24 protein-coding genes, 1 tRNA gene, 1 other RNA gene and 1 pseudogene are annotated in these 26,354 nt (G+C 72.1%); 20 read left to right on the forward strand and 7 right to left on the reverse strand.

Annotated features, from left to right (window positions below; genetic code table 11):
* Positions 1-8 precede the first annotated feature (8 nt).
* Positions 9-358 (reverse strand): annotated as a pseudogene (locus AB0F62_RS02575) (hypothetical protein).
* Positions 359-534: 176 nt separating this feature from the next.
* Between AB0F62_RS02575 and AB0F62_RS02580 the strand changes: the two are divergent.
* Positions 535-936: a VOC family protein gene (locus AB0F62_RS02580; protein WP_361791322.1), complete on the forward strand. Its 402-nt coding sequence runs from the start codon at positions 535-537 to the stop codon at positions 934-936.
* 114 nt (positions 937-1,050) lie between these two features.
* Entirely contained in the window at positions 1,051-2,151 is a 1,101-nt protein-coding gene (locus AB0F62_RS02585) for a hypothetical protein (protein ID WP_361791324.1), read from the forward strand.
* A 110-nt stretch (positions 2,152-2,261) separates the two neighbouring features.
* Here the strand turns inward: AB0F62_RS02585 and AB0F62_RS02590 are convergent, their stop codons facing one another.
* Positions 2,262-2,693: a hypothetical protein gene (locus tag AB0F62_RS02590; protein WP_361791507.1), complete on the reverse strand. Its 432-nt coding sequence runs from the start codon at positions 2,691-2,693 to the stop codon at positions 2,262-2,264.
* A gap of 609 nt (positions 2,694-3,302) precedes the next feature.
* Here AB0F62_RS02590 and AB0F62_RS02595 point away from each other — a divergent pair.
* From AB0F62_RS02595 to AB0F62_RS02615, 5 genes are all read left to right on the forward strand, one after another.
* Complete coding sequence (locus AB0F62_RS02595; RefSeq protein ID WP_361791326.1) at positions 3,303-3,581, forward strand: FmdB family zinc ribbon protein; 279 nt, start codon at positions 3,303-3,305, stop codon at positions 3,579-3,581.
* Between the two features lie 129 nt (positions 3,582-3,710).
* Positions 3,711-4,340: an AmiS/UreI family transporter gene (locus AB0F62_RS02600; RefSeq protein WP_361791328.1), complete on the forward strand. Its 630-nt coding sequence runs from the start codon at positions 3,711-3,713 to the stop codon at positions 4,338-4,340.
* Between the two features lie 65 nt (positions 4,341-4,405).
* Positions 4,406-5,656 (forward strand): formamidase, encoded by a 1,251-nt coding sequence (gene fmdA / locus AB0F62_RS02605; protein ID WP_361791330.1) that lies wholly within the window; start codon positions 4,406-4,408, stop codon positions 5,654-5,656.
* Between the two features lie 244 nt (positions 5,657-5,900).
* On the forward strand, positions 5,901-6,749 hold the full coding sequence (locus AB0F62_RS02610; protein WP_361791332.1) for an alpha/beta hydrolase: 849 nt from the start codon (positions 5,901-5,903) through the stop codon (positions 6,747-6,749).
* A gap of 176 nt (positions 6,750-6,925) precedes the next feature.
* Complete coding sequence (locus tag AB0F62_RS02615; RefSeq protein WP_361791334.1) at positions 6,926-7,555, forward strand: hypothetical protein; 630 nt, start codon at positions 6,926-6,928, stop codon at positions 7,553-7,555.
* Between the two features lie 170 nt (positions 7,556-7,725).
* On the opposite strand, the gene AB0F62_RS02620 is transcribed toward AB0F62_RS02615, so the two are convergent.
* Positions 7,726-9,177: an integrin-like protein gene (locus tag AB0F62_RS02620; protein WP_361791336.1), complete on the reverse strand. Its 1,452-nt coding sequence runs from the start codon at positions 9,175-9,177 to the stop codon at positions 7,726-7,728.
* Between the two features lie 479 nt (positions 9,178-9,656).
* Here AB0F62_RS02620 and AB0F62_RS02625 point away from each other — a divergent pair, with 479 nt between their 5' ends.
* Together AB0F62_RS02625 and AB0F62_RS02630 are read left to right on the forward strand one after the other, a co-directional pair.
* Positions 9,657-11,141 (forward strand): SpoIIE family protein phosphatase, encoded by a 1,485-nt coding sequence (locus AB0F62_RS02625; protein ID WP_361791338.1) that lies wholly within the window; start codon positions 9,657-9,659, stop codon positions 11,139-11,141.
* 265 nt (positions 11,142-11,406) lie between these two features.
* Positions 11,407-12,177, forward strand: a complete 771-nt coding sequence (locus AB0F62_RS02630) for a calcium-binding protein (protein WP_361791340.1) — start codon at positions 11,407-11,409, stop codon at positions 12,175-12,177.
* 218 nt (positions 12,178-12,395) lie between these two features.
* On the opposite strand, the gene AB0F62_RS02635 is transcribed toward AB0F62_RS02630, so the two are convergent.
* Together AB0F62_RS02635 and AB0F62_RS02640 are read right to left on the reverse strand one after the other, a co-directional pair.
* Positions 12,396-12,614 carry a PLD nuclease N-terminal domain-containing protein gene (locus AB0F62_RS02635; RefSeq protein ID WP_361791342.1) on the reverse strand — a complete coding sequence of 73 codons (219 nt, stop codon included), beginning with the start codon at positions 12,612-12,614 and terminating at the stop codon, positions 12,396-12,398.
* Positions 12,615-12,883: 269 nt separating this feature from the next.
* Positions 12,884-12,971, reverse strand: a tRNA-Ser gene (locus tag AB0F62_RS02640).
* Between the two features lie 72 nt (positions 12,972-13,043).
* Here AB0F62_RS02640 and ffs point away from each other — a divergent pair.
* The 9 genes from ffs to AB0F62_RS02685 all read left to right on the forward strand — a co-directional run bounded on the left by ffs (position 13,044) and on the right by AB0F62_RS02685 (position 21,674).
* Positions 13,044-13,140, forward strand: an RNA gene (gene ffs / locus AB0F62_RS02645) — signal recognition particle sRNA small type.
* A gap of 111 nt (positions 13,141-13,251) precedes the next feature.
* The gene (locus tag AB0F62_RS02650; protein WP_361791344.1) at positions 13,252-15,495 is read left to right on the forward strand and encodes a DNA polymerase III subunit gamma and tau; all 2,244 of its coding nucleotides are present in this window, start codon (positions 13,252-13,254) and stop codon (positions 15,493-15,495) included.
* 156 nt (positions 15,496-15,651) lie between these two features.
* Positions 15,652-15,987: a YbaB/EbfC family nucleoid-associated protein gene (locus AB0F62_RS02655; RefSeq protein WP_361791346.1), complete on the forward strand. Its 336-nt coding sequence runs from the start codon at positions 15,652-15,654 to the stop codon at positions 15,985-15,987.
* A 25-nt stretch (positions 15,988-16,012) separates the two neighbouring features.
* Positions 16,013-16,612, forward strand: a complete 600-nt coding sequence (gene recR / locus AB0F62_RS02660) for a recombination mediator RecR (RefSeq protein ID WP_361791348.1) — start codon at positions 16,013-16,015, stop codon at positions 16,610-16,612.
* The gene (locus tag AB0F62_RS02665) at positions 16,605-17,252 is read left to right on the forward strand and encodes a DUF5063 domain-containing protein (protein ID WP_361791350.1); all 648 of its coding nucleotides are present in this window, start codon (positions 16,605-16,607) and stop codon (positions 17,250-17,252) included. The genes recR and AB0F62_RS02665 overlap by 8 nt, the downstream gene beginning before the upstream one ends.
* A 251-nt stretch (positions 17,253-17,503) precedes the next feature.
* Entirely contained in the window at positions 17,504-18,778 is a 1,275-nt protein-coding gene (locus AB0F62_RS02670; RefSeq protein ID WP_361791352.1) for an aspartate kinase, read from the forward strand.
* 384 nt (positions 18,779-19,162) lie between these two features.
* A complete protein-coding gene (locus AB0F62_RS02675) occupies positions 19,163-19,735 on the forward strand; it encodes a SigE family RNA polymerase sigma factor (protein WP_361791509.1) in 573 nt (190 codons plus the stop codon).
* A 23-nt stretch (positions 19,736-19,758) separates the two neighbouring features.
* On the forward strand, positions 19,759-20,757 hold the full coding sequence (locus tag AB0F62_RS02680) for a hypothetical protein (protein WP_361791354.1): 999 nt from the start codon (positions 19,759-19,761) through the stop codon (positions 20,755-20,757).
* A 59-nt stretch (positions 20,758-20,816) separates the two neighbouring features.
* Positions 20,817-21,674, forward strand: a complete 858-nt coding sequence (locus AB0F62_RS02685; RefSeq protein WP_361791356.1) for an SURF1 family protein — start codon at positions 20,817-20,819, stop codon at positions 21,672-21,674.
* Here AB0F62_RS02685 and AB0F62_RS02690 read toward each other — a convergent pair.
* Both AB0F62_RS02690 and AB0F62_RS02695 read right to left on the reverse strand, forming a co-directional pair.
* The gene (locus tag AB0F62_RS02690; RefSeq protein ID WP_361791358.1) at positions 21,630-23,420 is read right to left on the reverse strand and encodes a prolyl oligopeptidase family serine peptidase; all 1,791 of its coding nucleotides are present in this window, start codon (positions 23,418-23,420) and stop codon (positions 21,630-21,632) included. The two genes, AB0F62_RS02685 and AB0F62_RS02690, sit on opposite strands and share 45 nt — an antisense overlap.
* A 46-nt stretch (positions 23,421-23,466) precedes the next feature.
* A complete protein-coding gene (locus AB0F62_RS02695) occupies positions 23,467-23,772 on the reverse strand; it encodes a DUF6191 domain-containing protein (protein ID WP_361791360.1) in 306 nt (101 codons plus the stop codon).
* Positions 23,773-23,851: 79 nt separating this feature from the next.
* On the opposite strand from AB0F62_RS02695, the gene AB0F62_RS02700 reads away from it, so the two are divergent.
* Together AB0F62_RS02700 and AB0F62_RS02705 are read left to right on the forward strand one after the other, a co-directional pair.
* The gene (locus tag AB0F62_RS02700; protein ID WP_361791362.1) at positions 23,852-24,316 is read left to right on the forward strand and encodes an N-acetyltransferase; all 465 of its coding nucleotides are present in this window, start codon (positions 23,852-23,854) and stop codon (positions 24,314-24,316) included.
* A 244-nt stretch (positions 24,317-24,560) separates the two neighbouring features.
* A complete protein-coding gene (locus AB0F62_RS02705) occupies positions 24,561-26,333 on the forward strand; it encodes an alpha/beta hydrolase (RefSeq protein WP_361791364.1) in 1,773 nt (590 codons plus the stop codon).
* Positions 26,334-26,354 lie beyond the last annotated feature (21 nt).

The raw sequence follows: 26,354 nt of genomic DNA on the forward strand, positions 1-26,354 counted from the left end.
CAGGGCGGCTACGCGCCGCGGAACTCGTGGACGACCTCGATCCGTCCCACGATGTGCCGGTTGAACTCCGCCAGCTCCTCCGCCGGGACCCACAGTTCGAGGTCGTCCGACCGCCCACCTGGCGCACCGGATAGCGGGCCGCGAAAGCGGCCTCGACGTCGAAGCGCGTCACGTAGCCGACGCCGGAGGCGGGCACGTTCCAGTCGCGGGCGATCCGGATCGCGTACTCCTCGTCGAGCACCGGATAGAAGATCGGCTGCTCGGGCAGCCGCGGCGGCCACTCCGTCCAGCCCGACGCCTCCACCAGGGCCAGCTCCTGCGGCCCGGTGGGCCGCCACAGCGTCGTCGTGCCCGTCATCCTCGTCCTCCCCGCTCGGTCCGGCCGTCCACCGTACGGTCACGACGGCTCCCTGCCCACCGGATTTCGGAGCGGTTCGCAGCGGCATAGGATCGACGGCACGGCATCGCGTGCCGGTCACCGGCCGGGTGAGGCATGGAGGTGCCCGTGAGAATGCCTTGCGGAGGCATCCCACCGTGTCAGTCGAACTGAACCACACCATCGTGCACGCCCGGGACAACCGGGAATCCGCCGATTTCCTCGCGCACATCCTCGGCCTGCGGGCCGGCGAGCCATGGGGCCCGTTCGTCCCTCTGCAGCTCGCCAACGGCGTCACCCTCGACTTCGCCACCGTCCCCGCGGACTCGATCGTCATGCAGCACTACGCCTTCCTCGTCCCCGAGGACGCCTTCGACGGGATCCTCCGGCGGATCCAGGACGCCGGACTGACCTACTGGGCGGATCCGCACGGCAAGCGGCCCGGCGAGATCAACCACAACGACGGCGGCCGCGGCGTCTACTTCATGGACCCGGCCGGCCACGGCATGGAGGTCATCACCCGCCCCTACGGGAGCGGCGCGCCCACCGGCGAGAACTGAGCACACGGCGGGGAGGGGATCAAGCCCCCTCCCCGCCCTGGATCTTGATGGCACGTCAGGTCCCCCGTACCCTGCCGACAGCGCGCCTCGCGCCCGTCGAGGGGAGTGGTCGCCTTGGCCGAGAGCCCGTCCGGTCCGCCGTCCGACGACGACATGCTCCAGGCCCTGGCCCGGCATCTCTCCCGGGACGGCGGCGCCGTCCGCCTCGACTCGCCCGGCAGCGCGGACCTCTCCTGGCACTCGATCCTCGACTGCCGCATCCGCCGCACCACGGAGACCCGCAGCGAGACCCCCCGTACCGAGAAGGGCCGGAAGGACCTCACCGCGCTCCCCACCTACACGCACATCGCCGGCTACCGGCCCGGCCCGCCCGGCGACCACGGCACCACACGCCGGATCGAGCTGGTCCGGGAGGGATCCGTACACCACCGCACCTGCGAGTGCGGAAACGGCGAATGGGCCTGCGGGCGGTGCGAGGGGCGCGGCAGCCTCCCCTGCGACCCGACCACGGCCTGCCCGGACTGCCGCGGACTCGAGCCCTGCGCCGAATGCGGCGGCACCGGCACACCGCGCCCGCGTCCCAAGGGCGGCGACCGCGCCGGGAAACCCGCCTCCGGTGCCGTCCCGCGACGCGTCCGCTGCGCCAAGTGCCGCCGTCCGGAGGCCGCGTGCCGTACCTGTGCCGGGCGGGGCCGGACGGAGTGCTCCCAGTGCAAGGGGACGGGGCTCGTCGACTGCCCGAAGTGCGGTGCGGGCGGCACCGTCGCGCACGACGCCTGTGCGGGGAGCGGGGTCGTCACCACATGGATGGGCGGGCTCATCGAGCAGCGCAGCCGCGGGGAGGTGGTGCGCCGGCCCCGCAGACGGCCCCCGTTCCGGGTCCGCCTGCGCACCGCCCGGTCGGGCCACTGGCGCAAGGCCGAGCTGACCGGCGACGACGCGCTGCCCGGCGATCTCGACGCGACGCACGCCGAGGCCCTGGAACCGCACCTGGCACCCCGCGCGGGCGAGGTCCACCGCACGGTCGTCCTCCGCCACCTGCCCCTCGCCCGCATCACCGTCCCCACCGACCCCGACCGTGTCTTCTACGCGTTCCCGGGGTCCGCCGGCATCGAGGTGCTCCCGCTGCCCTCCCGCCGCCGGGTCGCCCGGGTCGTCGCCATCGCGGCGGCCGTCCTGGTGGTGGCGGTGCTGCTGCTCAGGCTCCTCGTGTAGGGACCCCGCCGCCCCGTGGGCCGGCGGAACCCGGGCGGGCGCGACGAAGGCCCCGGCCTTTCGGGCCGGGGCCTTCGTGCCGCCCGAGGGCGGCCGCGCAGCGCGGTGGATCAGTTCATCACGGGTGCTCCGCCGATCTCGCACGCCTGGCAGGGCGGCCTGCCGCAGGTGCACTGCGTGATCGCCTCGAGCACGCCGCGGTCGTGGTAGAGGCACTCGTCGCGGCAGGTGTGGCGCGGGATGAACCCGGCCTGGATCTCGCCGGGCCAGGGCTCGTGGCCGTCGCGGCAGCGGGCGAAGCGCTCCGGGTCGGTCGCGTGCAGCTCGTGCATGGCGGAGCGGGCCTGGTCCTCCAGCTCCCGCACCCGCGACACCAGGGCCTTGAGCTCGGTGGCGAGGCCTTCGTAGTGGTCGGACCCGGTCCGTACGTGGGCGGCCCGCAGCGCCATGGCTGCGTTGCCCAGGAACCTTCCGGCGTCCTGGAGGTCGGTGACGTGATGCATCTGGAGCCCGTTCACGCCACGGACCCACACGGCGTCCATGCTCAACTTGTCCACCTCTCCGGCGTTCGCCTTGTTCCGCGATGTTGTGTGCCGTCCGATGAGCGCGGCGTCATTGCCACTGCATTCACGGAAAAGGCCGATGCATATGAACGCTAAAGCCGCGAGTGGTATTCGTCCAGGAAAAGGGCAGTGAACCGCCTCACAGCGGGCATACCGCCCACCTCCTCCCCGGGGCGCGACGCCCGGCCCGGGCCGGGCGAGGGGCGGACGGAGGCCCCACCGCGCCGGTCGCCGCCGGGCCCGGCTGCGACCGTGTTCCGGTGAGCGGTGGGGACGGGAATCCCGTCGCGCGGGTGCCGCGGATATCCGTCCGCCGGTTCGGGAGAAAACGCGGAAACAATCCCCGCCAAGGTCGCCCCGTCATGCGTCCGGGCGTCGGCCGGCGGTGAAACCCATGGTTTTCCGCGGGCACCGGAGGGGAACTCCGCAACCCCTCTCCGCCACGCCCGGGCGCTTCCCGCCGACCTTGACAACTGTGTTGCCGTGGCGTCTCCTTGAGATAGGGATTGTTTCCCCGGCGTGCGCTCAACGGGGTGTGTCGCAGACGTCGAGGTTGACCAAAGTGCGCCGGTGACCGGAGGCAACTTCATGGCAACCTATGAATATCTTTGCAGCGGCTGCGGGCCCTTCGACGTCAAGCTCGCGATCGGCACCGCGCCGGCCGCCTACGACTGCCCCGTCTGCGCGGGCGCGTCCAGGCGGGTGTTCTCGTCCCCCTCCCTCACCGCGACCCCGCACGGGATCGCCTCCTTCCGCGAACGGGAGGAGAGGTCCCGTGAGATGCCGGACGTGGTGACCGCGCCGCCGCCCCGTGAGCGGGCGGCTCCGCGGCCGCACCCCGCGCTCTCGCGGCTGCCCAGGCCCTGAGGGCGGTGGTCGGCGAGGCAGTGGTGTTCAGGGGGGCCGACGCCGGGGCGCGGACGTTGCTCCCGCCGAGGCGGGACCCGGTGGCGCGCCGGCCGCAATCCGTCATGCGGACTTAGGAGGTGCGTCCCCGTGGCGAACGTGGGACTGCTCTTCGTCGGCGCGGTGCTGTTCATGAACGGCCTGCTGCTGCTGGGGAAGGTCGACCCCAAGTCGGCAGCGGTGTTCAACCTCTTCGTGGGTGCGCTGCAGGTGCTGACACCGACCTACCTCATCTTCACGGCCAACGGTGACCAGGACAAGATTCTGGCGGCGTCCGGGATTTACCTCTTCGGATTCACCTATCTCTACGTGGGTATCGTCCTGCTCGCCGGTATCGACAATATCTGCGTCGGGTACTACTCCCTGTTCGTGGCGATTGTGGCCCTGGGCTACTCGTTCGTCAATTTCCACCTCTTCAAGGACTACCCGTTCGGCGTGATCTGGCTGTACTGGGCGTTCCTGTGGGCTCTGTTCTTCGTCGTGCTCGGTCTCCGGAAAACGGAACTCAATACGTATGTGGGCTGGGTGACGGCGATCGAGGGCTGGGTCACCGGCGTGATTCCCGCGGCGTTGCTGCTGTCCGGCTACTGGAAGCACACCACGGAGATCGCCATCGCCCTGGGCGCCTTCGGCGTGGTGGTGTTCGCCGCGCTGTGGCCGCTCACCAGGAAGTCGCGGGAGGAGGCCCGGGCCGCGGCGTCGGCCGGGTCCCCGGGGTAGGCCGGGCGGCATCGGCCGGGAGCACGGGCACAACGTCCTGACCGGATCAGAGAAGAGAGGCTGTCATGCCCGAAGTAGTTTTCAGCGTGGACCAGACCAAGTCGATGCGGGATCAGGACACTCCAGGACACAACAGGTGGCACCCGGACATACCCATTGCCGCCATGGTGAAGCCCGGAGCCGAGTTCCGGATGGAATGCCGTGACTGGACCGACTGCCAGGTCGGCAACAACGACTCCGCCAACGACGTCCGCGACATCGATCTCACCATTCCCCACATGCTCAGCGGCCCGATCGGCGTGGAGGGCGCCGAGCCCGGCGACCTGCTCGTCGTCGACATACTCGACCTCGGCCCCGTTCCCCAGCAGTCCGGGGACGCCGCGGGTCAGGGCTGGGGCTACACCGGCATCTTCGCCAAGGCCAACGGCGGAGGTTTCCTGACCGACTACTTCCCGGACGCCTACAAGGCGGTGTGGGACTTCCACGGGCAGCAGGCGGTCTCCCGGCACCTCCCCGGCATCCGCTTCACCGGCATCACCCACCCCGGACTGTTCGGCACCGCCCCCTCCGCCGAACTGCTGGGCCGGTGGAACACGCGGGAGAAGGCGCTCATCGACACCGACCCGAACCGGGTCCCGCCGCTCGCGGTTCCCCCGGACTCCTCCCACGCGCTCGCCGGCACGGCCACCGGCGACCTCGCCACGCGCATCTGCGCGGAGGGCGCCCGTACGGTGCCGGCCCGCGAGAACGGCGGCAACCACGACATCAAGAACTTCACACGCGGATCCCGGGTGTTCTACCCGGTGCACGTGAAGGACGCCAAGCTCTCCGGCGGCGACCTGCACTTCAGCCAGGGCGACGGGGAGATCACCTTCTGCGGTGCCATCGAGATGGGCGGGTTCATCGACTTCCACGTCGACCTGATCAAGGGCGGCATGGAGGCGTACGGCATCTCGACCAACCCGGTGTTCATGCCCGGCAACGTGGAGCCGCGTTACTCGGACTTCCTCACCTTCATCGGGATCTCCGTCGACCACGACACGGACACCAACTACTACCTCGACGCGACACTGGCCTACCGCCGGGCCTGCCTCAACGCCGTCGAGTACTTCAAGAAGTTCGGCTACAGCGGCGAGCAGGCGTACCTGCTGCTCGGCTCCTCCCCGATAGAGGGACGCATCAGCGGCATCGTGGACATCCCCAACGCGTGCTGCTCCCTGTACGTGCCGACCGCCATGTTCGACTTCGACGTGCGGCCGTCGGCCACCGGACCGACGCGGGCGGACCGCGGGCGGGCCGCGCTGACCAGCACCTGACCGTTCCGGACACGGACCCCGGCCCGCGTCGGCCGGGGTTCACGTCCGCACCGGGGTGGCCCGTGACCGCGTACGGCCGGCCGTCGGGGCGGGCGGCACCACATTTTCCATGCGAGCCATGAAGTTGGACGCAACTCAGTTGCGCACAACTTAAACGGGCGCTAGATTTCTCTGCATCGCCCCGGGCGGACACCCGGGATCGCTTGTCCGGCCTGTGCCGGGCGCCGTGGCAGAGGAGAGCCCCGTGAACCTCAAGACCGTGCTTCGCCCCACCCGCAAGAGCGTCGCCGTCCTCGGCGCGGCCGCGGGCGTCGCGGCGCTCACGCTGGCGGCCACGGCCCCGGCCAACGCCGCCAAGGCCGCGCACCACCCCCAGGAGAAGAAGCCCACGGTCGTCCTGGTGCACGGCGCCTTCGCGGACTCCTCCAGCTGGAACGGCGTGGTGTCGCGCCTGAAGCATGCGGGCTATCCGGTCGTGGCCCCCGCCAATCCGCTGCGCGGGCTGGCGAGCGACTCGGCGTACGTCCACAGCTTCCTGAAGAGCGTGAAGGGCCCGGTCGTGCTCGTCGGCCACTCCTACGGCGGCTCGGTGATCACGGAGGCCGCCGCCGACTCCCCCAACGTCAAGGCGCTCGTCTACATAGCCGCCTTCGCCCCGGACAAGGGCGAGACCGTCACGCAGATCTCCGACAAGTTCCCCGGCGGCACCCTCGGCGAGACCCTCAACGCCGTGCCCTTCCCGCTCCCCGGCGGCGGCACCGGCACCGACCTCTACATCAAGGCCGACAAGTTCCACGCCCAGTTCGCGGCCGACGTGCCGAAGTCCGTAGCCGAGCAGATGGCCGCCACCCAGCGCCCCGTGGCCGCGTCGGTCTTCGACGAGAAGGCCGCGGGCGCCGCCTGGCGGACCATCCCGTCCTGGGACCTGGTCACCACCCAGGACAAGAACATCACCCTCGCCGCCCAGCGCTTCATGGCCGAGCGGGCCCACGCCCACACCGTCGAGATCAAGGCCTCCCACGCCGTCTCGGTCTCCCGCCCCGGCGCGGTGACCCGCATCATCGAGCAGGCCGCCCGCTCCACCGTCCGCTGACCCACCCCGCGTACGACCTGAAGGGCCCCGGCCGGATCGGCGGATTCCAGGGGCCCTTCGCGCCTTCCGCGGCGGCGCCGCTCAGCCGAACGGGCTGGCGCCCCAGGCACGTTGAGAACCGGAACCCGGCCGGCAGGACTGGAGTAACCGTGGGCCGTCCGACGCAGTCATGAAATATGCCCGACTCGCTGCTCCTCTCCCTCGCGGGGATCATCGGAACCTTGATCGGCAGTGCTCTGACCGGGTTTCTCGCCCTCCGCTCGGAACGTACGAAACAGCAGGCTCTGGAGCGACACGAGGAACGCCAGTCCCACCGGCAGGCGAGCGTGCAGGGATTCGATCTCCGATTGGAACACCATCGCTGGAGGAGGGAGCACAGGAGGGCGGCCTATCAGGAATTCGCCGAAAGGGTTCTGATGGCCCGAGGGGCGGCGCTCGACTATCACCGCTGTTGCCTTCGAAGTGACGCCCTGTCGGAGAACACGGTCGCCCTTCGCATGGAGGGCAGAAAGGCGCACAGAGATGCCGTGATGGCCTCGTATGGTGTCGGCCTGCAGGGCCCCGAGGAGGTGTCCTCCAAGGCCGAGGAGTGCCTCTCCAGCCTGCGTGACCTGCTGAATTGCGCCGAGGAGCACGAGGCGAGATCTTCTTCGGGGGAGTTGCCGCGCGAGGCCGTCGTGGAGATGGACGAGCGAATCGACGTTCGCTTCAACGCGGTGCAGGAGAAGCTCGGACGGTTCATTCGCGAAGGGTGCGCCACCCTCGAGCGGCCCACGCCGCCAACCCTGCGCCCGGACGAGCGCTGATCGCAACTTCGAAGACGCCGTCGTCCGGCACCCCTCCAGCGACCTCTTGGCCCTCCGTCCGACAGCCGCGGACGAGGTGCGCCAAGCACGGGGCGGCGACGAGATGCGCGTGGTCGTCGCCGCCCCGGTCCTGAGGACACATGGCGTGCCCGCGGGTGCCGGTGGGGCCGTCAGCGGTTGCCGAGGTACCTGCCGTACGCGAGCGCGCTCGTCGGGGAGGGCAGGCCCAGCTTGGCCGGAGTGAGGGCGAAGGAGCCGTTGGCGCTCGCCCCGGGCAGGAGCCACACGCCGCCCGAGCCGGAGTTCTCGCCCGGGGAGCCGACCGCCAGGTCCGCCTTCCCGTCGTGGTTGTAGTCGCCGGTGGCGACGGCGGTACCGAAGGCATCGCCGGGCTCCGCGGCGCCCGGCACGCGTGCGGTGTTCTGGTTGAACGCGACGGAGTGGCCCTCGTCATACGCGTCGACGAGGCCGGTCGGGCCGCCGAACAGCACGGTCGCGGCGCCCGCGGCCGCGCGGGTGCCGATCGCCTCGCCCGGGGCGCCGGCGATGAGGTCGTCGCGGCCGTCGCCGTTGATGTCGGCGACGGCGAGGGCGGCGCCGAACCGGTCACCGGTCTCCGCGATGCCCGCCACGCCGACCGTGTCCTGGTTGAGGGTCTGCCGGCGGGACCCGAAGCTGCCGGGCGTCGCGTTGCCGTAGTGGACGTGGATGCCGCCGCCCGTGGCCATCTGCTCGGGGCCGCACGGGTCGTCGATGTTCTCGTCGGCGATCTCACGGCACTCGCCGAGGGCCAGGTCGTCGTGGCCGTCGCCGTCGAAGTCGCCCGAGGCGAGCGCGGAGACGCCGGCGTTGTCGGTGTTCCAGGTGTTGGCCATGGACTGCTCGGCCGGGTCCCAGGCCCACAGGCGTACGTGCGACTGCGTGAACGGGGTCGTCGTCCAGTAGCCGACGGCCAGGTCGTCCGTACCGTCCCCGGTGAAGTCACCGGTGGTGAGGACGGGGGCGCGGCCACCCATGGGGGCGGTGAGGACGGTGGTGTAGATGCCGTCGGCCGTGCGCAGGACGACCTTGTCCTTGCCGCCGATCACGATGTCCCTGCTGCCGTCGCCGGTCACGTCGGTCGAGGTCACCGCCAGGCCGAACGCCGCCGACGCGGAGGGGCCGTTGAGGACGACGGAGCCCGGGCCCGTGCCGCGCTTGGCGCCGCCCACGGCGGTGACCGAGCCGGCGTCCTTGCCGCGGTCGGTGACGTCCTCGCCGGGGGTGCCGACGAGGAGCTCCGCCATGCCGTCGCCGCTGGTGTCCACCAGCGCCACCGAGCTCCCGAAGCGGTCGCCCGCCTCGGGAGAGCCGGGCACCTCGGGGGTGGCCTGGCTGACGCGGATGCTGCCGTGGGCGCCGATCCCCTTGGACCCGCCCCAGACGATGTTGACGTAGCCGGCCTTCGCCTTGCCGTTGACCGTGCCGTTGGGCACTCCGACGGCGAGGTCGGCGTACCCGTCGCCGTTGAAGTCGCCGGTGGTCGGCGCGGGACCGGCGGCCATGGCCGGGAGGGTCAGCCCGGCGGTGGCCGCGGCGGCGACGGCGGCGGCTGTGACATACGTTCGCATCCGTGTGCGCACGGGGGCTCCCAGGTGTCCGAGGGGCGGAGTTCACCTGTGGGACACCCGGAGGGCGCCGAGGGTTGTGCTGATCCGGGACTCGTCCGCCGCCGGCACGGGCTCCGCGGGCCGGCCGGACGGCGGTCCAAGCCGCGGCCGGGCCCTTCCCGTGCCTGCACCCGTGCACCCGCGCGGCCGGGATGCGACCGCCGTCACCTGGGGAGACCCTGGACGTATGCGCGCCGCGCCTCGATCGTCGTGCACCGCTCCACACGGGCCGGCCTCGTCCACGACGACCACGACCTGATCGAACTTCCGCGGCGGGCCGGTATCCCTCACGTTCACCGACGCTTCCGGCATTCCGGCGCGGCAGGTCGGGCGGTGGCCACCGGGCGACAACGGAGGAGGTCACGATGCGGAACATTGGGAAGGGAGAGCCCGGGACAGAAGGGTGACACCCGATGGCTCATGCCTGGTATGAGCGTCACAGGTGGGCGGAGTTGCCCCTCGGCGCGAAGCTTCTCCTCGGGGTCGGCTACCTGATGATCGTCGCCTGCGTGATCATCGATCTGATGACCGGGCCGAAGACCACGCTCTCCCCGGTCCTGATCGCCGTACCGGTGCTGGCCGCGGTCCGCGCCCGGAGCGTCTGGACTCCGCTGGCCGCGGGTGCCCTCGCGATCGTCGTGGTGATCGTGCTCGCCTGGAGGAACGCGGGTGTGCCGACGGTCGTCCACGTGAGCGCCGCGGGCTGCGTGTTGATGGCGGCCGCCATCACCGCGGGCGTCATCGCCCTGCTGCACCGGGAGGAGCGGGCGGCGGCCCGGTTGCACGGCATCACCGAGGCGGTTCAGAGGGCCCTTCTGCGTCCGCTGCCGCCCCGGATCGGCCGTATGCAGGTGGCGGTGCGCTATGTCGCCGCGGAGCCCGATGCCCGCATCGGCGGGGATCTGTACGACATGCTGGAGACCAGGTTCGGCGTGCGGGTGCTGTTGGGCGACGTCCGCGGCAAGGGAGTCGATGCCGTCGAGGCCGCGTCCGACATCCTCGGGGTCTTCCGTGACGCGGCCCGGACCGAACCCGGCCTGGACGGCGTGGCCGCGCGGCTCGACGGCGCCGTCGCCCGGCGGGACCGGAGCGAGGATTTCGCCACCGCGATCCTGGTCACGCAGGCACCGGGGGACAACGACACGGCCGTCATCGTCAACTGCGGCCACCCCCCGCCGCTGCTGCGCCGCCGCGGGGCCGTCACCGAGGTATCGCCCGAGGTGCCGGCGCCACCCCTGGGGCTGCTCGAACTGACCGATGCCGCGTACCGATCGCAGAAGATCCCCTTCCGGCCCGGCGACCTGCTGCTGCTCTTCATCGACGGCACCTCCGAAGCCCGCAATCTGCACGGCCGCTTCTACCCGGTCGCCGAGCCCCTCCAAGTGATGGGCGAGAACGATCCGGGCCCTCTGCTCGACCGCGTACTGGACGATCTGCGCTCGTGGACCGGCGGGCGGATCCGCGACGACGTGGCCTTGATGGCCCTGCGCTGCACGTCGAAGGAGTCGCCGATCCAGTCCACGCCGGGGACGACCGCTCCCGACGAGGCGCGGGTCTGGTGGGAGGCGCTGCGAGCGCAGGGTGCCGAGGGCGTCATGATCAAGTCGCTGAAGGGGGCACACCCGGGACGCCGGCGAGGACGGCGGAAAGCGCGTCCCGACACGATCGACTGCCCTGTCGTCGGCTACGTCGGTTATCCCGCCCGGCCGACGCATCTCGCGGTGGAGCTCCCCGACGGCCGGGTGACGCTGTCCCGGCGACTGAGCGCCCCGGCGTGTTTCCATGCCGCGGTCTGCCTGGTCGCGTCCGGCCCGGGGCTCCCGGCGCGGACCGGCGGAGGCGAGGCGTACACGACGTGCGACCGAGGGCTGCTGGTGGAGGTGATCGCCGAGACGACCGGACACCCGCCCGTCACGGTCACCCGGGTGCGCAAGTGACCGAGGCGGACGGTGATCTCCCCCTGCCGCACGCCCTTCCGCCCGAGAGGCGCGATCGCCCAGGTCAGGGCGGGTTCCGCGAAATCCGGGGCGGGCCGCGAGGAGCTCCGGGGCGTGTTGTACCTTCTGCTGCACCGCGGAGCCGATGCGCGGTCGGGGGGAGGGGGAAGCACGGCGGCATTCGCCGGCCGTCCCCCCACCGTCCCTCCGCTGCCGGCTCGCGCGCCCACCGGACACCGCTCCGGCCCACCGGTCTTGGAGAACCATGCGCATACACATCGCCTCGGCCGCCGCCGTCGGCGCCCTGGCACTGCTCGCCCTCACGGCCTCCGCCGCCCAGGCGGACACCCACAAGGGCGACACCGTCTTCACCTCGGTGACCTTCAGCAAGACGACCGTCAACGTCGGGATCAGCGCGGCACAGAAGCTGACCGTCACGGCCACCGCGAAGGACAACTCCGGCATTCGCGACATCTACGGCGCCAAGCTGCGGAGCCCCCAGGACACGCTCCTCTACGCGAACACCGCCGACTGCACCAAGCCCTCCTCGACGACCCGGAAGTGCGCGTTCACGTTCACCCTGGACGCCAACGACAAGGACGACTACTTCGACCTCCAGAACGACGAAGCCGGCACCTGGCACTTCACCGCCGAGGCCGCCGCCATGGACCAGGACTTCTACGATCTGGAGACCAGCGCCACGGTCAAGGTGAAGCGGTACGCCAAGTTGTCGGACACCAAGGCGTCTCCCGAACCGGTCAGCCGGGGCGGCAAGCTCACCGTCACCGGCGCGCTCACCCGGGCCAACTGGAACACCAACGTCTACGCGGGGTACACCGGCCAGTCCGTGGCCCTGCAGTTCAAGAAGTCCGGTTCCTCGGCGTACACCACCGTGAAAACCGTGAAGACCGACAGCGCCGGCAAGCTCCGGACCACGGTCACCGCGAACTCCAGCGGCACCTGGCGCTGGAACTTCGCCGGCACCGGCACCACCAGCGGCGCGACCGCCTACGGCGACGGCGTCTCCGTAAAGTGACCCGCTCCCCGGTCCGGTTCCCGGCTTCCGCCGTGACCCGGACCGGGCGGCACGGTGGCGCGGCACGACGAAGCCCCCTGGAATCCCCCTGATCCCGAGGGGGCTTGGGCCTGGGGACCCGACTTCCATGGGGGCGCCGAAGCGGGGGCAGGATCCCGCGCGGCGGGAGTTTCCGTGCCCGGCGCTACAACCGGACGGGGAGCGGCGAGCATCCGAGCTCAGGCTGCAGACGGCCGGCCCTCGACCGGAGCGGACCGCTTGCCCAGGCTTCGCCAGGCTATGGCGCCCAGAACGGGGAACAGGATCATGATGACCAGCCAGCCCGCCTTGGGCAGCATGCGCACGCGCGCCGCGGGGGTCCTGACGCAGTCGACCAGGGCATGGACGTACAGCGCCGCGACCACCACGTAGATCGCGTAGACCGGCACCGACGTCATGGAGTCACCTCACGTGCAAGGGCGGATGCCCGTTCGCGTGCGGCGCAGCCTGGCTCCACCACCCGACGATGATATCGCCGGCCGCGCATCGGGCCTGATTCCCTCGGGGGTCCCGGACCGGGTCATCGACCGGATCATGGGGCCGGAGCCGGGCGGCGCGGCCCGGATGCACCCGCCGCGGACACGAACCAGGACGACGAGGGCCGGGGAACGTCGAAGGGCCCCACCGCGAGCGGTGGGGCCCTTCGACATCGTGCCCGGTGAGGCACTGGCGGAGGATACGAGATTCGAACTCGTGAGGGGTTGCCCCCAACACGCTTTCCAAGCGTGCGCCCTAGGCCTCTAGGCGAATCCTCCGCGGCAAACATTACTAGACCGGAGGGAGTGCTCGCGAACTCGTTCCCGGGTGATCGGATCAGGTAGGGTGGGCGTAGCCCCTCACGTGGCGCTATCTCGCTGAACTCCCCCAGGGCCGGAAGGCAGCAAGGGTAGGTGGGCTCTGGCGGGTGCGTGAGGGGTCTTTTGCTGCCCGCGGACCTGCGGGAACGCGGTCCGGGGCGGCCGGGGCGGCCGTCGGTGTGGGGCCCGTCACACGCGCGGGGCCCGGGTGTCGGTGGGGGCCGATATCGTCGTAGGCGTGTCCCTCGCTCTGTACCGCCGCTATCGTCCCGAGTCCTTCGCCGAGGTCATCGGGCAGGAGCACGTCACGGACCCGCTGCAGCAGGCGCTGCGGAACAACCGGGTCAATCACGCGTACCTGTTCAGCGGGCCGCGCGGCTGCGGCAAGACGACCAGCGCCCGCATCCTGGCGCGGTGCCTGAACTGCGAGAAGGGCCCGACCCCGACACCCTGCGGGGAGTGCCAGTCGTGCCGCGACCTGGCGCGCAACGGCCCGGGGTCGATCGACGTGATCGAGATCGACGCCGCGTCGCACGGTGGCGTGGACGACGCCCGTGACCTGCGGGAGAAGGCGTTCTTCGGGCCGGCGAGCAGCCGGTACAAGATCTACATCATCGACGAGGCGCACATGGTCACCTCGGCGGGCTTCAACGCCCTGCTGAAGGTGGTCGAGGAGCCTCCGGAGCATCTGAAGTTCATCTTCGCGACCACCGAGCCCGAGAAGGTCATCGGCACGATCCGGTCGCGCACCCACCACTACCCCTTCCGGCTGGTGCCGCCGGGCACGCTGCGCGACTACCTGGCGGAGGTCTGCGAGCGGGAGGCGATCCCGGTCGAGGCCGGGGTGTATCCGCTGGTGGTCCGTGCCGGTGCCGGTTCGGTGCGTGACTCGATGTCGGTGATGGACCAGTTGCTCGCGGGTGCGGGCGAGGCCGGTGTGACCTACGCCATGGCGACCTCGCTGCTGGGGTACACCGACGCCGCGCTCCTCGACGACGTGGTGGACGCCTTCGCCGCCGGGGACGGCGCGTCGGCGTTCGAGATCGTCGACCGGGTGATCGAGGGCGGGCACGACCCACGCCGGTTCGTGGCCGATCTGCTGGAGCGGCTGCGGGATCTGGTGATCCTCGCGGCGGTGCCGGACGCGGTGGAGAAGGGCCTGATGGACGCCCCCGCCGATGTCGTGGAGCGGATGCAGGCCCAGGCCGGGGTCTTCGGGGCGGCGGAGCTCAGCCGCGCCGCGGACCTGGTCAACGCGGGGCTCACGGAGATGCGCGGGGCGACCTCTCCGCGTCTGCAGCTGGAGTTGATCTGCGCCCGGGTGCTGCTGCCGGCGGCGTACGAAGACGAGCGGTCGCTCCAGGCCCGTCTGGACCGGCTGGAACGCCGGGCGTCCGCGGGCGGTTTCGCGGTCCCCGCCGGCGGCCCGGCGGCCCCGGTGGTGGAGTTCGGCGAACCGCTGCCGCCCGGTGGCGGGCCCGCCGCGGCGCGCGCGGCGATGGGCGGCCAGGCGCGGCCCGCCGAGGCCGCCGCCTTTGCTCCCGCACCGGCCGCCCCTGCCCAGGCCCCCGTGCCGCCCGCCCCCGTCGAGCCCACGCCCCCGCCCGTCGACGCGCCCGCTGCCGCGCCCGCGCAGGCCCCCGCCGCGCAGCGGCCCGGTGCCTGGCCGAGTGCCGCCGCGCCCGGCGGCGGGCAGCGCCCCGGCGCATGGCCCACCGCGGCCTCCGCCGCCGCCTCCGCACCGGCGCCGGCCCCCGCGGCCCCGCCCGCGCAGGCCCCCGCGCCCGCCCCGGCCGCCGCCCCCGCGGCGCAGTCCATCGGCGACGCCTCGCGCGTGCACCAGATGTGGCCTACCGTCCTCGAGGCGGTGAAGCGGCTGCGGAAGGTCACCTGGATACTGCTCGACCAGAACGCCCGGCTCGTCGGCTTCGACGGCTCGACGCTGCAGATCGGCTTCGACAACCCCGGCGCCCGCGACAGCTTCGCCAACCGCGGTCACGAGGACGTGCTCAAGCAGGCGATCGGCGAGGCCCTGGGCGTGCAATGGCGCATCGAGGCGATCGTCAGCCCCGGTGGCGGCCCCGGCGGCGGCCCCGGTCCGGCCGGACCGGGCGGCGGCCCGGGGGGAGGGCCCGGCGGCGGTGGCCCCCGCCCCGCCCCCGTGTCCCCGGCGTCGCCCGCGCAGCAGCCGTATCAGCAGCCGTATCAGCAGCAGCCGCAGCAACAGCCTCAGCAGCAGCCCCAGAACCCGGCGTCTTCCCCGGCACCACCGCCGCCCCCGGCCGCCGCGGCGGCCCGGGCCGCCGTCAACGCGGCGCCGGCGGCGCCCGCGTACGCGCCCGTCGCCGACGAGCCCCCGCCCGTCGAGTACGACATGCCCGAGGACGACGATCCCGATCTGGACGAGACGGCGCTGAGTGGCCACGACCTCATCGTGCGCGAGCTGGGCGCCACCGTGATCGAGGAGATCGCCAACGAGTAGCCGTGGCCGCCCCGTTCCCCCTCGGGAAACGGCACCGCGCGGGCGGAACGGGCGACGCGCGCCGCTCGTTCCCTCGTACGGGTAGCGCGAGTGGGCGCCCGAGCACGTAGGCTCGCCCTACCCGCACAACCGATGTCGTGAGGCAGGAGCGAGACCGTGATCCCCGGTGGTGGTCAGCCGAACATGCAGCAGCTGCTCAAGCAGGCACAGAAGATGCAGCAGGACCTCGCGGCGGCCCAGCAGGAGCTTGCCGAGACCGAGATCGAGGGCTCGGCGGGCGGTGGCCTGGTGACGGCGACCGTGACCGGAGCCGGCGAGCTGCGGGGTCTGGTCATCGACCCGAAGGCGGTCGATCCCGAGGACACGGAGACGCTGGCCGATCTGGTCGTGGCCGCCGTGCACAACGCGACCGCGAGCGCGCAGGAGCTGCAGCAGAGCAAGCTCGGCCCGCTCGCCCAGGGCCTCGGGGGCATCCCCGGCCTTCCTTTCTAGTTCCAGGCGACGAAGAGGGCACAGCGTGTACGAGGGCGTGGTTCAGGACCTGATCGACGAGCTGGGCAGGCTGCCCGGCGTGGGTCCCAAGAGCGCGCAGCGGATCGCCTTCCACATCCTGCAGGCCGATCCCGCCGACGTCCGACGGCTCGCGCACGCTCTCAGCGAGGTGAAGGCGAAGGTCCGGTTCTGCGCGGTCTGCGGCAATGTCGCCGAGGCCGACCAGTGCCGGGTCTGCCGTGATCCGCGCCGCGATCCCGCCGTCATCTGCGTGGTCGAGGAGCCCAAGGACGTGGTGGCGATCGAGCGGACCCGCGAGTTCCGCGGCCGCTACCACGTGCTCGGCGGCGCGATCAGCCCGATCGAGGGGGTCGGCCCGGACGATCTGCGTATACGGGAGCTGCTGGCGCGGCTCGCGGACGGCACCGTCACCGAGCTGATCCTGGCCACCGACCCCAATCTCGAGGGGGAGGCAACGGCCACGTATCTCGCACGCATGGTCAAACCGATGGGACTGAAGGTCACCCGTCTCGCCAGCGGCCTGCCGGTCGGCGGCGACTTGGAATACGCCGACGAGGTCACGCTCGGCCGGGCCTTTGAAGGAAGGCGGCTGCTTGATGTCTGACAACGCCCTGGACCCCGACGACTTCGCCTCCTCGATCGCGGACCAGATCGAGAGCTTCATCCTGTCGGTACGGGAGGTCGCCAAGGGCGACGACCCCGACAGCGCGGTGCCGTATCTGCTGCTGGAGGTCTCCCAGCTGCTGCTGGCCGGGGGCCGCCTCGGGGCGCACGAGGACATCGTGCCGGAGGAGCGCTACGAGCCCGACATCGGCCCGGAGCCCGACGCCGACGAGCTGCGCCAGCGGCTCGCGGTGCTGCTGGAGCCGATCGACGTCTACTCCGAGGTCTTCGACCCGTACGTGCCGCGCAGCACGCCGGTGGCCTGCCGGATCTCCGACGACCTGGCGGACGTGGTGACGGACCTCGCCCACGGCCTGGCGCACTTCCGGGAGGGCCGGGTCAGCGAGGCGCTGTGGTGGTGGCAGTTCTCCTACCTGTCCAACTGGGGACCGACCGCCTCGGCCTCCCTGCGGGCCCTGCAGTCCCTGGTCGCCCATGTGCGGCTGGACAGCCCGCTGGACGCGCTGGACGGCCTGGACACCGACCATGGCGCGGACGACGAGGAGAAGCTCGCCGCCGAGGCCGGCCGGGTCATGGCCGCCGAGATCGCCAAGCCGCTGGGACTGCGCCCCAGCCGCTGAACCCCCGCCGCGCCCGCCCCTCCCGTGGGGCGGGCGCGCGTGTGTGATCGCGGGCGCGTGATCGCGTGTCCGTGGTGGTGACCCGGGGCCGTAGTGACCCGGAGCACGCGCCCCGGTGTGCATAGGTCGGCGTGTCGTTGGGCAGATGGCTCGCAGAGTGGGCTCGGCGTCTCAGCATCTGATATTGAGGGGTCGGTCCCGGCCTGCTCGTTAAACTGAGCCGAACGCAGTACCGGATTTGAGGAGCGCACGTGGGCCTTGTCGTGCAGAAGTACGGCGGCTCCTCCGTTGCGGATGCCGAGGGCATCAAGCGCGTTGCCAAGCGGATCGTCGATGCCAAGAAGAGCGGCCACCAGGTGGTCGTCGTGGTCTCGGCGATGGGTGACACGACGGACGAGTTGATCGAGCTCGCCGAGCAGGTATCTCCGATGCCTACCGGCCGCGAGTTCGACATGCTGCTGACCGCCGGAGAGCGGATCTCCATGGCCCTGCTGGCGATGGCGATCAAAAACCTCGGACACGAGGCGCAGTCGTTCACCGGCAGCCAGGCGGGTGTCATCACCGACTCCGTCCACAACAAAGCGCGCATCATCGACGTCACGCCGGGCCGCATCCGCACCGCGCTCGACCAGGGCAACATCGCGATCGTGGCCGGCTTCCAGGGTGTCTCCCAGGACAGCAAGGACATCACGACGCTCGGCCGGGGCGGCTCCGACACCACCGCGGTGGCGCTGGCGGCGGCCCTGGACGCCGAGGTGTGCGAGATCTACACCGATGTCGACGGTGTGTTCACCGCCGACCCGCGCGTGGTGAAGAAGGCGCGGAAGATCGACTGGATCTCGTCCGAGGACATGCTGGAGCTCGCCAGCTCCGGCTCCAAGGTGCTGCTCCACCGCTGTGTGGAGTACGCCCGCCGATACAACATCCCGATCCACGTCCGGTCGTCGTTCTCCGGCCTCCAGGGCACTTGGGTCAGCAATGAGCCGCGAGAGGACCAGAAGGGCATGGAGCACGCGATCATCTCCGGTGTCGCGCACGACACATCCGAGGCCAAGGTGACGGTCGTCGGTGTGCCCGACAAGCCGGGCGAGGCGGCCGTGATCTTCCGGGCGATCGCGGACGCCGAGATCAACATCGACATGGTGGTGCAGAACGTGTCGGCCGCGGCCACCGGCCTGACCGACATCTCCTTCACCCTCCCCAAGGCCGACGGGCCGAAGGCGATCGAGGCCCTGAAGCGCGTCCAGGGCACCATCGGCTTCGAGACGCTCCGCTACGACGACCAGATCGCCAAGATCTCGCTGGTCGGCGCCGGCATGAAGACCAACCCCGGGGTCACGGCGCAGTTCTTCGAGGCGCTGTCGAACGCGGGCGTCAACATCGAGCTCATCTCGACCTCCGAGATCCGGATCTCGGTCGTGACCCGCGCCGACGACGTGAACGAGGCCGTGCGCGCCGTCCACAGCGCGTTCGGCCTGGACAGCGAAACCGACGAAGCGGTCGTCTACGGAGGAACCGGCCGCTGAGCCGTCCCGTTTCGGTCGGGCGATCCAAATTCTGGTCTGGACCGCTTGATAGGAAGCCTGTACGCACCAGACAATTTCAGCTCCCTGTGTGTCGCAACCGCGCGACGCGCAGGGAGCGTCTTTGTGTCAGCGCACTGTCCTACTGTGCTGCGCACGGGGGTGCGGCGTAACAGCGCCGGGCAAAAGGGGCATTGGGGAAGAGTTGGTACGCATGGGCATATGTGCTACACCGTCAAAAACGGTGCCTCTGGCGTACAACCCTGACGGGGGGACGCGTGTCCAACAGACGTGGCAGAGGTACTCGGCATCGAAGCGGCCCTCGTGGGGCGGAGCAGCGCCCCGGCGCGCCCATACATCCGGCGACCGTCCCGTGCAGTCGGCGGGATCCCGGTGATCGCGCCCTGGCCTGTCGTGCAGGCGCCCTCGGACCGCGACCGCGGCGACACTGATCGCGCGATGTCAGTCGGGACCACCGTCGACCATCTCACCGAGACCTACCGGGCCCACTACCGCTCCCTGCTCGGCCTCGCCGCGCTCCTGCTGGACGACACCGCCTCCTGCGAGGACGTCGTCCAGGAGGCCTTCATCCGCGTCCACTCCGCCCGCAAGCGGGTGCGTGAGCCCGAGAAGACCCTCGCCTACCTCCGGCAGACCGTCGTCAACCTCTCCCGTTCCGCCCTCCGCCGCCGCATCATGGGCATGCGGCTGCTCTCCAAGCCCATGCCCGACATGGCGAGCGCCGAGGAGGGCGCGTACGAGGCACTGGAGCGCGACGAGTTGAAGGCGGCGCTGCGCACGCTGCAGCGCCGGCAACGCGAGGTCCTCGTCCTGCGCTACTTTGCCGACATGACCGAGGCCCAAGTGGCCGAGACCCTGGGTATTTCCATAGGCTCGGTCAAGGCGTACGGCTCACGCGGCCTTGCGGCGCTCCGCGTCGCGATGGGGGCCCCGGCATGATCAACCTGAATCCACCTGGCGGCATGGAACCTGAGAACGACATCAGCGGCGGCACTCCCGAGGAGCGGCTGAGTCCCGACGAACTGGCGCTGCGCCGGCTCATGCGCGACGCCGTGAGCGACATCCAGCCCGGCCAGGAGGCGCTGGAGCACCTGCGGCACGCGGTTCCCGCCCGTCGGGCCCACCGCCGCCAGCTGCTGGCCGGCACCGCGGCCGCGTGCCTGCTGGCGGTGGTCGCGGTCCCCGCGGCCCTCCACGCCGCGAACCTCTCCGGATCGGCGAGCCCCGACTCCGCCAGCGCCGCCAGCTCCCAGGACACCGGTGGCCTCGGCGGCGACGCGAACGACCACGGTGGGGGCACCGGCTCGCCGAGCCCGTCCCCCGGCGGGGACCACACCGGCGACGACCGCATGGACAGCGGCGACTCCCCGCAGCGGCCCGGCTCCGGGTCGTCCGGCACGCGGGGGCCCTCCAACACCCTCGCGGCCGTCGCCCCGACCTGCACCGCGGACGACCTCGGCAGCGCCTCCGGCTACGCCGGCCCCGCCGACGGCGCCGGCTGGGTCAGCGGCTGGTTCCAGGTGGCCAACATCTCCGGGGGCTCGTGCACCGTCGACGGCGCCGGGACGGTGGACTTCGTCGCCCAGGGCTCCGCGGAATCCGCCCGGATCAGCGTCGTCGACCACACCGCCGGCGACGGCACCGCACTGCCCGACGGCCTCGCGACGCTGGTCCTGGGGACCGGGCAGAGCTACCGCGTCGACTTCACCTGGGTGCCCGCTTCGGGCGGCGATCCCGGCGGCTGCGCGACCCCTGCGTCGCCCACCCCCACCGCGACCTCCAGCGACGGCCCGGCCGGCGACGCGTCGGCGCCCGCGGCGGGCGACTCCGATCCCGGACAGGGCTCGGCCGGCATCCTGCTGCGCCACACCCCCAAGGCCGGATCCCCGGTCGTCAACGCGACGATCGGCGGCGCCTGCGCGGGGACGGTCTACAAGACCGGCCTCGTCGCCGCCTCCTAGGACACCCTTCGCGGGGGGCGGTTCCGGGCGACGGCCGGGCGCCCCGTACCGTTGACGCCGTGTACCGGTTTCTGCTGTCCCCCCGCTGGCTGGGCGGGCACCTCTTCATGGTGTGCGCCGTGGTGTTCTGCACCTTCATGGGCAGCTGGCAGCTGAGCCGGTTCGAGGCCCGCGTGGACGGCCACCGCGCCGCCAAGAGCGCGCCTGCGGCCGCCGCCGCCCGCGACGCGGCGCCACTGGACCGGCTGCTGCCGGAGGCGACCTCCGCGCTCACCATCGAGACGGCCGGCCGCACGGTACGGGCCACCGGCCGCTACGACACCGCGCACCAGTTCCTCGTCCCCGGCCGGGAGCTCGACGGACGCACCGGCTACTACGTGCTCACCCCGCTGCGGATCGGCGACGGCGCGGCCGCCCTGCCCGTCGTCCGCGGCTGGCTGCCCGGCGAGGCGGGCCGCGCGTCCGCCGCCGGCGTACCCGCCCCGCCCGCCGGCGAGGTCACCGTGACCGGGGCGCTGCAGGCCTCCGAGAGCGCGGACACCGACGGCGCGATCGGCCACGGAGGGCTCCCCGAGGGGCAGCTGGGGATCATCAGCGCCGCGTCCCTGGTCAACCTCGTCCCGTACCAGGTCTACGGCGCCTGGATCACCCAGACCGAGGACGTCCGCGCGCCGCTGCGGGCCGTGCCGCCGGTCGCGCCGAGCGGCACCGGGCTCGACCTCAAGGCATTCCAGAACCTCGGCTACACCGGCGAGTGGTTCGTCTTCGCCGGCTTCGTGGTCTTCATGTGGTTCCGGCTCGTCCGGCGCGAGGCCGAGACCCGGCGGGACGCCGAGCTCGGCCTCGCCCCGGAGGCGGGGCCCGCTCCGGCCTCAGCCGCCGAGGTGGCGCCGGACGAAGTCCAGCTCCAGTCGTAGCTGCTTGATCCGCTCGTCGACGACGAGCGAGCCGTGCCCGGCGTCGTAGCGGTAGACCTCGTGAGTCTTGCCCAGACCCGCCAGCCGCTCGACGTAGTTGTCGATCTGCCGGATCGGGCAGCGCGGATCGTTCAGGCCCGCCGAGATGTAGACCGGGGCCTTGACCCGCGCCACGTACGTGATCGGCGAGGACGCCTCGTAGCGGTCCGGGACCTCCTCGGGGGAGCCGCCGAACAGGGTGCGGTCCAGCGCCTTCAGCGCCTCCATCTCGTCGCCGTACGCCGTGACGTAGTCCGCGACCGGCACCGCCGCCAGGCCCACCGTCCACAGCTCGGGCCGGGTGCCGAGCCCCAGCAGCGTCAGGAAGCCGCCCCAGGAGCCGCCGGACAGCACCAGGCGGGCCGGGTCGGCGAAGCCCGACTCCACGGCCCACGCCCGGACCGCCTCGATGTCCTCCAGCTCGATCAGGCCGACGCGGTGCTTGAGCGCGTCCGTCCACTCCCGGCCGTAGCCGGTGGAACCGCGGTAGTTGATCCGCACCACCGCGTAGCCGTGGTCGAGCCAGGCCGCCGGGCCCGCCGCGAAGGCGTCCGAGTCGTGCCAGGTCGGCCCGCCGTGGATCTCGAAGACCGTCGGATACGGGCCCGTACCCTCCGCGGGCCGCTGGACGAGCGCGTGCACCCGGCCGCCCGGCCCGTCCACCCACACGTCCTCCACCGGCAGCGAGCCCGGGGCCCGCTCGCCGGGCGCCTCCAGCACCACCGCGCCCGTCGTCGACCGCACCTCGGAGGGCGCCGCCGCCGACGACCACAGGAACTCCACCGTGCCGTCGGGACGGGCCGTCGCGCCGCTCACCGAGCCCGCCGGGGTGTCCAGCCGGGTCAGCTCCCCGCTCGCCAGCTCGTAGCGGAAGATCTCGCTGCGGGCCCGGTAGGAGTGCACCACCAGGAGCGCGGTGCCGTCCGGGTACCACTCCGCGGCGACGTCACCCGGCAGGTCGATCCCCAGCGCGGTCTCGGTGCCCGCCGTGACGTCCCAGACCATCGGCTCCCAGCGGCCGCGCCGCTGGTGCGCCACCAGCAGCCGGCCGTCACCGGGGACGGGCGCGAACCCCAGGCACTCCAGGCCCAGTTCCCTCGTGCCGCCCTCGCTGTCGTCCAGCTCGGCGACCGTCGTGCCCTCCGCCGTGACGACGCGCAGCGCCGAGTGCATCGCGTCGCCGTGCTCGGTGTGCTCGACGACGACCAGCGTGCCGTCCTCCGACAGCGCGCCGACCCCGCCCGACTCCTCGTGCCGGTAGATCTCCACCGGCTCCGCCCCGGGGCGCACGACATGGATCGTCGTGCCCTCCTCGTCGGTGGAGCGACCGACCACCGCCAGCCCGCCCCGGCCCAGCGCCAGCCCCGCGGGGTACGAGGGCTCCAGGCCGGGCGCGGCCGGCTCGTCCGGTCCGCCCTCGAAGGGCTGCCGCATCCAGACCCCGAACTCGTCGCCGTCGGTGTCGGCGAACCACCACACCCACGCGCCGTCCGGCGTCAGCGTCCCGTCCGACGTGCCGTTCGGCCGATCCGTGACCTGCCGCTGCGCTCCGGTCGTCCGGTCCCACGCGTACAGCTCGTAGGTACCCGTCGCATTCGACACGAACAGGCTGCGATGGGGGGCGTCCTCCGCCCACTCAGGCAGTCCGACGCGTGGCGCCCGGAAGCGCTTCTCCCAATCCGGCATACCAGCCATGACGTCGCTCATGCCACCATCAAACCCGATCGTGCCCCGCCGCGGACCGTGGCCGTCGTCACCCGCGGGGATCAGGCCCCGGAACGACGATCCGCGCCGTCCCGCGCCCCAGGTCCACCCGCGACCGCGGAGGCGCCCCGTCGCCCTCCTCGTCGCGCAGCATCAGCGTCGCCCGGCGCTCGTCCAACTCGTTCCGCTTGCCGGGGGAGAAGCTCGCGTGCAGCTGCTCGAAGCCCGTCGAGGAGACCTGCCCGCTCCGTCCGCCCCACCCGACGGCCCGTAGCAGCTGATCGGCGAACGCCACCCCGATCAGCAGGATCACCAGTCCCGGAAGCGTCATGAAGACCACGAACTCGACACCCATGGCCACACCTTCGCACGCCGGGCGGCGGCCTGACGAGATCCCGGGCGCCCCGCGGACACCGCGCGGGTACCCTCGCGCCATGACCGCCCCCGAACAGCCCCTCGTCGCAGCCGACTTCCCCCTTCCGGCGCCGCCCGCGACCGGGCGATTCCGCCTGGAGCCCCTCGGCCCGCAGCACAACGCCGCCGACCACGCCGCCTGGATGTCCGGCATCGACCACATCCGCGCCACCCCCGGCTTCGAGGGGCGCTCCTGGCCGCCGCCGGACGGGATGACCCTCGAGGCCAACCTCGACGACCTGCGCAGGCACGCGGAGGACTTCGAGCGGCGCACCGGCTTCACCTACACCGTGCTGTCCGTCCCCGGCGGCGACGTCATCGGCTGTGTGTACGTCTACGGCTCCCGCGGCGAGCCCGGTGTCGTCGACGTCCGCTCCTGGGTCAGCGCCGACCACGCCGATCTGGACGCCGAACTCCACCGCGTCGTCTCCGACTGGCTGGCCCGCGCCTGGCCCTTCGAGCGCGTCGCCTACGCACCCCGCTGAACCCTTCCGGGTGCCCCGGCGGTTCACGCGTTCGGCCCAGCCGGGGCCGCCGCCCGGCACGATGTGTGATGAGGTGGTGACGCAGCGGAGTCACGGGGGGTCGACCGCTCCGCGACACGACCCCGGACCACGGCTCGACGGACGGGACGCCCCCGGGCCCGATCCCGGGAACCGCTCCCCGACCCGCGCCACGAAGCCCCGTCCGGCAGCCCCCGTCACAAGGGCGCACGAGGAAGGCGTGGCGATGATCGCTGTCCGAGACACCGGCGGTACCGGCTGCACCGGCGGCACCACCGGCACCGGCCGCATCGGTCGCTCCGGCCGTACGGGTCGCACCGGCGGCACCACCACCGGTACCGGCCGTACGGGTCGCACCGGCGGCACCACCACCGGTACCGGCCGTACGGGTCGCACCGGTCGCACCACTGGCACCGGCCGCATCGGCTCCGGCGGGATATCCCGGCGCGGGCTGCGCGGCGCGCTCGCGGTGCTGAGCACCTGCGGGCTGGTGCTGACCGCCTCCTGCGCCACCCCTCGCCCGCAGCAGCCGCGGGCCGCGGCCCTGGCGGCCGCCGCGGCCGCCGCCCGGGAGCCCGGCGGCACGGACCCCACGGCCGGCGCGCCCGAGGAACTGCGGCGCTACTACGAGCAGCGGCTCGACTGGAAGGCGTGCCAGGACGTGCCCGACTTCCAGTGCGCCACCGTGACGGTGCCCCTGGACTACGCCCACCCGCAGGCGGGCGACATCCACCTGACCGCCGCCCGTGTGAGGGCCACGGGCAACGGCCGCGCCGGCGTCGGCACCCTCCAGGTCAACCCCGGCGGCCCCGGCGAGTCCGCCATCGACTACCTGGTGGCCGCCGTCGGCACCTTCTCCCCGGCCATGCGCTCCGCGTACGACCTGGTCGCCCTCGACCCGCGCGGCGTGCAGTACAGCACCCCCGTGGACTGCGCCACCGACACCGCGGCCACCCCCATGGGCTTCGGCCTGCGGCTCTCCGGCGACGCGACGGAGATCACCGACTCCTACGAGGCGTTCGAGGAACTCGCCGACGCCTGCGAGAAGTACGCGGGCCGGCTGCTGCCCCACCTCGGCACCCCCGACGCGGCACGCGACATGGACGTCGTGCGGGCGCTCACCGGCGACAAGCGCCTGCACTACCTCGGCTACTCCTACGGCACCTACCTGGGCGCCACCTACGCCGAGCTCTTCCCCTCCCGGGTCGGCCGGATGGTCCTCGACGGCGCCATCGACCCCGCGCTCGACGGCTACCGGGAGAACCTGGAGAGCACCGCCGGCTACCAACTGGCCTGGGAGTCCTTCGCCGCCGACTGCGCCGCCCGCCCCGACTGCCCGGTGGGCCACACCGTGGACGAGGCCGGCCGTGTCCTGAACACCCTGCGGGACCGGCTGGACCGCACCCCGCTGCGCCACGGCAAGGACATCACCATCACCGGGGAGGATCTCGTCACCGCGGTCATCACCGCGCTCCGGGAAGCCTCCTGGGAGGAACTGCGCACCATGCTCCGCCAGGTGCTGGCCGGTGACATCGGCAGTCTGCAGCAGTTCGCCGACACGGACGAGAACGGCTCCGGAAACGCCGCGGACGCCCTCCTCGCCATCGACTGCCTGAGCTCCACCCTCGGCGCCCGCTTCTCCAGCGCGCAGGCCCAGGCCGCGCTGCCGGCGTTCCTGGCCGCCTCGCCCCAGTTCGGCGAGTCCCTGGCGACGTTCCTGGTGCTCTGCACCCACTGGCCGGTCCCGGCGACCCAGGCCCCGCATCCCATCGCCGCGTCCGGAGCCGCCCCGATCCTCGTCGTCGGCACCACCCGCGACCCGGCCACCCCGTATCCGTGGGCCCGGTCCCTCGCCCGCCAGCTCGACTCCGGCCGGCTCCTCACGTACGACGGCGACGGGCACACCGCGTACCACCGCGGCAGCACCTGCATCGACGACGCCGTGGACCACTACCTGACGGAGGGCGGCCTCCCGCCCGTCGGCACGGTCTGCGACTGACACCGGCGACATCCGCGGCGC

The organism is Streptomyces sp. NPDC026673 (genome assembly GCF_040638135.1).
Taxonomy (GTDB): Bacteria; Actinomycetota; Actinomycetes; order Streptomycetales; family Streptomycetaceae; genus Actinacidiphila.

Bases quoted from the DNA above. Each gene is read 5' to 3' on its own strand.
- AB0F62_RS02590 (WP_361791507.1), bottom strand. From the start codon at position 2,693: ATGGACGCCGTGTGGGTCCGTGGCGTGAACGGGCTCCAGATGCATCAC.
- AB0F62_RS02595 (WP_361791326.1), top strand. From the start codon at position 3,303: ATGGCAACCTATGAATATCTTTGCAGCGGCTGCGGGCCCTTCGACGTC.
- fmdA (WP_361791330.1), top strand. From the start codon at position 4,406: ATGCCCGAAGTAGTTTTCAGCGTGGACCAGACCAAGTCGATGCGGGAT.
- AB0F62_RS02615 (WP_361791334.1), top strand. From the start codon at position 6,926: ATGCCCGACTCGCTGCTCCTCTCCCTCGCGGGGATCATCGGAACCTTG.
- AB0F62_RS02630 (WP_361791340.1), top strand. From the start codon at position 11,407: ATGCGCATACACATCGCCTCGGCCGCCGCCGTCGGCGCCCTGGCACTG.
- AB0F62_RS02635 (WP_361791342.1), bottom strand. From the start codon at position 12,614: ATGACGTCGGTGCCGGTCTACGCGATCTACGTGGTGGTCGCGGCGCTG.
- AB0F62_RS02665 (WP_361791350.1), top strand. From the start codon at position 16,605: ATGTCTGACAACGCCCTGGACCCCGACGACTTCGCCTCCTCGATCGCG.
- AB0F62_RS02680 (WP_361791354.1), top strand. From the start codon at position 19,759: ATGGAACCTGAGAACGACATCAGCGGCGGCACTCCCGAGGAGCGGCTG.
- AB0F62_RS02690 (WP_361791358.1), bottom strand. From the start codon at position 23,420: ATGAGCGACGTCATGGCTGGTATGCCGGATTGGGAGAAGCGCTTCCGG.
- AB0F62_RS02695 (WP_361791360.1), bottom strand. From the start codon at position 23,772: ATGGGTGTCGAGTTCGTGGTCTTCATGACGCTTCCGGGACTGGTGATC.
- AB0F62_RS02700 (WP_361791362.1), top strand. From the start codon at position 23,852: ATGACCGCCCCCGAACAGCCCCTCGTCGCAGCCGACTTCCCCCTTCCG.
- AB0F62_RS02705 (WP_361791364.1), top strand. From the start codon at position 24,561: ATGATCGCTGTCCGAGACACCGGCGGTACCGGCTGCACCGGCGGCACC.